7 protein-coding genes are annotated in these 4605 nt (G+C 63.2%); 6 read left to right on the forward strand and 1 reads right to left on the reverse strand.

Going from position 1 to position 4605, the window contains the following annotated elements:
- Positions 1-56 precede the first annotated feature (56 nt).
- Complete coding sequence (locus tag EZI54_RS24660) at positions 57-194, reverse strand: hypothetical protein (RefSeq protein WP_165495859.1); 138 nt, start codon at positions 192-194, stop codon at positions 57-59.
- Positions 195-389: 195 nt separating this feature from the next.
- On the opposite strand from EZI54_RS24660, the gene EZI54_RS23045 reads away from it, so the two are divergent.
- From EZI54_RS23045 to EZI54_RS23075, 6 genes are all read left to right on the forward strand, one after another.
- On the forward strand, positions 390-1166 hold the full coding sequence (locus tag EZI54_RS23045) for a MotA/TolQ/ExbB proton channel family protein (RefSeq protein ID WP_131484213.1): 777 nt from the start codon (positions 390-392) through the stop codon (positions 1164-1166).
- Complete coding sequence (locus tag EZI54_RS23050) at positions 1153-1566, forward strand: ExbD/TolR family protein (RefSeq protein WP_131484214.1); 414 nt, start codon at positions 1153-1155, stop codon at positions 1564-1566. Before EZI54_RS23045 ends, EZI54_RS23050 begins: the two co-directional genes overlap by 14 nt.
- On the forward strand, positions 1563-1976 hold the full coding sequence (locus EZI54_RS23055) for an ExbD/TolR family protein (RefSeq protein WP_131484215.1): 414 nt from the start codon (positions 1563-1565) through the stop codon (positions 1974-1976). Before EZI54_RS23050 ends, EZI54_RS23055 begins: the two co-directional genes overlap by 4 nt.
- Complete coding sequence (locus tag EZI54_RS24665; protein ID WP_165495860.1) at positions 1973-2800, forward strand: energy transducer TonB; 828 nt, start codon at positions 1973-1975, stop codon at positions 2798-2800. Before EZI54_RS23055 ends, EZI54_RS24665 begins: the two co-directional genes overlap by 4 nt.
- Positions 2801-3393: 593 nt before the next feature.
- A complete protein-coding gene (locus tag EZI54_RS23070; RefSeq protein WP_131481090.1) occupies positions 3394-3912 on the forward strand; it encodes an Hcp family type VI secretion system effector in 519 nt (172 codons plus the stop codon).
- A gap of 254 nt (positions 3913-4166) precedes the next feature.
- On the forward strand, positions 4167-4605 hold a 439-nt coding region (locus EZI54_RS23075), incomplete at its 3' end, for a contractile injection system protein, VgrG/Pvc8 family (protein ID WP_278248741.1).

The following is a 4605-nucleotide window of genomic DNA, read 5'->3' on the forward strand; positions in this document are numbered from 1 at the left end:
TGCCGTTCGGCTAGTAGTTCCCCTTACCGGGCCCACAGGGGACTTGCACCCCCAAGTCATCCGGCCAGCACCACCTGTACCAGAACAGCGCCCGTCAAGGCGCTACGCGCCATGCCTGGCGCACCAAGCAGGACCACCACGCCCACTGCGCGGTTCTTGAGACTATCGAACCAGCGCCGAATCCTCTGAATCAAGTATGTTCCTCCGTCTGCCCGACATCAGTCATACTAGCCATCAGTCGCCTGTCACGCGACGGTCAGCGAGTGAATGGCACATATGTACACAGTCTAACAGACCCGTTATGCGCTGACTGACTCCAACAGGTAGCTAAACCTAATAATAATCGTTACTATTTGCACCTCAGACTCAACGTGCCGGGGGTTCCCAACGTGCCGGATACAAACGCCACCACCAGCCTCGCCGGACAGTTCGGCCCACTTCATCAATTGCTCGATTACGGCGGCCCCGTTATGGGCGTGCTGCTTGTGCTGGCCCTGGTCGGCCTGGCGACGTTCATCTATGCCATCCTGGTCGGCGTCCTGTTTGCGCCGCGTGCCAGCCGCAACCTCAAAACCACCGTGGCCCGCTGGGAGCAGGCGCCCGGTCAGGCCCTGATTGAAGACGCCGATCGGGCCCGCGCAGGCCTGGATCGCCTGAACCCCCTGCCCGATGTCGTCACCCGTGCCATGCGCGGTGTACTGGGCGGCGCCACCGAAACCCAGCAGCGCGAGACCGTCGCCCGGCTCGCCCAACGGGCTCTGCAGCCGTTCGAGTCACCGCTGAAAATCATCGAGGTGATTGCGGCCCTGGCGCCTCTCCTGGGCCTGCTGGGCACGGTCATGGGCATGATGGAGGCGTTCAGCACCATGGCCTCCACCGCCGGCCGCGCCAGCGCCAGCCAGTTGAGCGGCGGCATCTACCAGGCCCTGATGACCACGGCCGCGGGTCTGGTCATCGCCATTCCGATGGCGGCCATGGCGGCCTGGATGGAATTCCGCCTGCGCCGGCTAAGCACCCGGATGAACGATCTGCTGGTGCGCGTCCTGTCCGTTACCGTGGATGTCGAGTCCGGGGAAGCAACCGACCCGGCGACCCAGGCCGAGATCAAGCCGGTCAGCCTGGCGGAACGGGAAAGGGAGAAACGGTTCGCCCATGCAACTGGTTGAGCCCCGTCCCCATCGGCGTCTGCCGATTCGCATGACGCCGCTGATCGATGTTGTCTTTATCCTGCTGGTGTTCTTCATGGTCACCTCGCGCCTGGCGCCGACCAGTCAGTTGCAGTTGGACAACGACACCCGCGCCTCCGCAGGCGGCGATGGCGAGCCCTTGCCCAGCCTTGTGATGCAGCCCGACGGTCGCATCCAGTGGGGTGACCGGCTGGAGACGCCGGCACAACTGGCCCGGGCGCTGACCCGTGCCGGCGAATCCGAAGTCAATCTGGAGACGGATGGCCAGGTGTCCCTGGGTGACTTCACGGCAGGGCTGACCCACCTCCAGGACGCCGGCATCACCACACACTGGCAACGTTCCTCCGGCGGCACCGCATCCCGGCAAGAAGCGCCATGACCCCACTGCTCCCGCAACTCCAGGACAGCGACAACCGGACGCTGCTTGATCGTGTGGAAGACGCCATGCTTCCGCTGATCAACCTGGTCTTCCTGCTGTTGCTGTTCTTTATCGTCGCCGGCCACCTCACGGACGATCCGCTGCCCGCGTTACCCGGCACGGCCCAGGAAGGCGAGAGCAGCGCGCCGGCAGCGGACCTGATCGTCAACAGCGACGGCAAACTGCTCGTTCACCAGTCCCCGGTCAGCCGTGACGAACTGGCGGCCAAGCTGCCCAAACCCGATGCCGACAAACCGCTGCGCATTGCGGCGGACAAGGGCGTGACCATGGACGATCTGGACTCGGTATTGCGACTGTTGGAGAAAGCCGGCTACCGCAAGGTGGACCTGCTGACGGAGCCGAATCTGTGAGTCGAGTGATCCGGTCCGGCATTGCCCTGTTTGCGATACTCTGCTCTCTCGGCGCGGGTTATATCCTCGCTCGCTCTGCGGATGACATCCCCGTCCCCAAAGGCAACGGGAACGTCACCACCCAGGCCGTGATCAGCCTGGACCTGGCCGGCATGAAGGCGCAATCCGACACGGCGGCGAAGACGCCTCCGGCGAATGAGACATCGCCCGCACCAGAGCCGGAAGTCGTGCCAGAGCCCAAACCGGAACCGCCCAAGACGGAACCGAAGCAGGCCCCCAAACCGGAGCCCGCACCAAAGCCTGAGCCCAAGCCAGCTCCAGAACCGAAACCGAAGCCCAAACCGGCGCCGAAACCAGAGCCTGAACCCAGGCCAGAGCCGAAACCTGCGCCCAAGGTGGAGCAGACGCCCAGCGAACCGACACCGACCCAGGCGACGGCACCGTCCGCAAAAACCGCCAGTTCCGCGGCGGACGCCAACAAGAGGTCGTCGAACCAGCCCAGTCAGGTGCAGCTCACGGCCGGTCGCTCGGATGCGGAAGACAGCTACCTGTCCGAACTCAACCGGCATCTGGCCCAACATTACGACTATCCTCGCCGGGCGCGCCGTCGTGGGCAGGAAGGCACGCCGGTCGTCCACTTCAAGTTCGGGCGGGACGGTCACCTGATCTCTGCCACGATCGAGAAAAGCTCCCGCTTCCGGATTCTTGATGAAGCCGCCCTGGAGATCATTCGGTCCAGCGCGCCGCTGCCCGCCGTTCCCGATGATATGAAGGGAAACAACTTCTCTTTCACGATTCCGATCCGATATCAGCTGCGTAATTAAGCCAGATCTCCACCAGCGCTATCGCGAGGCCCAATCGAAGCCCTGGGCACCCTCCGCTTCCGCAGCGGGACAGGACGTCCCGCGCCGCATCCGGCGGTCAGGGATGACCCTCGGAGGCGGCGGAAGCGGAGGGTGTCCTGGGCTTCTGGCTGGAGTCCGGTTTCCCTACAGCATTTTGTCGGACCTTGGCCTTTATAAGACTGGATTCTCGGGGCGGAAGCGGGGCACCGGCAGGGCTTACGCCGTCTTAGAGGGTCTTCCCTGACCGCCTAATCCGGTCGGAGACATCCCTGTCTCCTGCTCCAGCCCTGCCGGTCCCCCGCTTCGTTCGAGGTCGGTGCGGACCGCTGCCGGATCCTGTTTACGGCGTAATGTCAGACGTGTTTTTCTGAGCAGCATTCTGCTCGCCGGGCAATATGTCGCTCGATCTGAGCCATTTTTTGCTTGACGCTGGGAGCTGGCTTGCGGGGATTTTTTGTTAATTATCTGTTTTTATTGGCGTTTTATGTTCTGGCACGGGACTTGTTGATAGGGGAAGGTCCTTTTGAATGGACTCACCCTTATTCACTTGTTTTTCCGTCAAGGAGCAGACTATGCCAACCCCATGTTATATCAGCATCGAAGGCCAGACCCAGGGCAACATCACCGCCGGCGCCTTCACCGCCGATTCCGTCGGTAACATCTACGTCGAAGGCCACGAGGACGAAGTGCTGGTCCAGCAGTTCGACCACACCGTCACCGTCCCCACCGACCCGCAGTCCGGCCAGCCCTCCGGCCAGCGCGTGCACAAGCCGTTCAAGTTCACCGCCGCCCTGAACAAGGCCACCCCGCTGATGTACAACGCCCTGGCCTCCGGCGAGATGCTGCCCAAGGTCGAGCTGAAGTGGTACCGCACCTCCGTGGAAGGCAAGCAGGAGCATTTCTTCTCCACCATCCTGGAAGACGCCACCATCATCAACATCGACTGCAGCATGCCCCACTGCCAGGACGCGGCCAAGACCGAGTTCACCCAACTGGTCGAAGTCTCCCTGGCCTACCGCAAGGTGACCTGGGAACACGGCATTGCCGGCACCTCCGGCTCTGACGACTGGCGTTCCCCGATCGAGGCCTAAGCCCCGGTCGTTGATCCGACACCCGGGCCGCCATGCGGTCCGGGTGGTCCGATGTCACTGACGGATTCCGGCAACGATCGCTTACACAGCCGGGTGTCGGGATCGGTTAGACTCGGGCCTCCCACTTGCAGGGAGCAAGTGGCCGTCGGATGGACGATCTGATGGGAGGATGAGCTCGTTTCCGAGGGCGCGTAGACAGCCATCTGCGTCCCGTCCGAAGCGAGATCGCGGTTTTCAGTTCAAGGATGAAGCACATGTCCCTACCCACCGGCCTGCAGTTCACGGCCCGCCTCGGCACCCTGCCGGACGACACCTTCGCGGTGGTCGAGTTTGAACTCGAAGAGCACCTGTCCCGGCCCTTTACGCTGACCCTGAAGCTGGCCAGCGCCTTTGCGGATATTGCCGCCAGCGATGTGCTGGACCAGGGCGTGGAACTGGTGGTCTGGCAGGACGGCCAGGCCCTGAGGAACGTGCAGGGGATCGTCACCGCCTTCAGCCGGGGCGACAGCGGCCACCGCCGCATCCGCTACGAAGTGGAAGTCCGACCCGCCCTGTGGCGCCTGGGGCTGATGCACAACAGCCGCATCTTCCAGCAACAGACCCCGGATGTGATTCTCGGCACCCTGCTGGACGAACGGGGGCTGGTGGACAAGACCTTTGATCTCAAGCGCCCGCCCCAGGAACGGGAATACT

This window comes from Marinobacter halodurans, from assembly GCF_004327985.1.
Lineage (GTDB): Bacteria > Pseudomonadota > Gammaproteobacteria > Pseudomonadales > Oleiphilaceae > Marinobacter_A > Marinobacter_A halodurans.

What these genes read in the sequence shown, in the direction of transcription:
- EZI54_RS23050 (WP_131484214.1), top strand. Translation starts at nt 1,153, where the DNA reads ATGCAACTGGTTGAGCCCCGTCCCCATCGGCGTCTGCCGATTCGCATG.
- EZI54_RS23055 (WP_131484215.1), top strand. Translation starts at nt 1,563, where the DNA reads ATGACCCCACTGCTCCCGCAACTCCAGGACAGCGACAACCGGACGCTG.
- EZI54_RS23070 (WP_131481090.1), top strand. Translation starts at nt 3,394, where the DNA reads ATGCCAACCCCATGTTATATCAGCATCGAAGGCCAGACCCAGGGCAAC.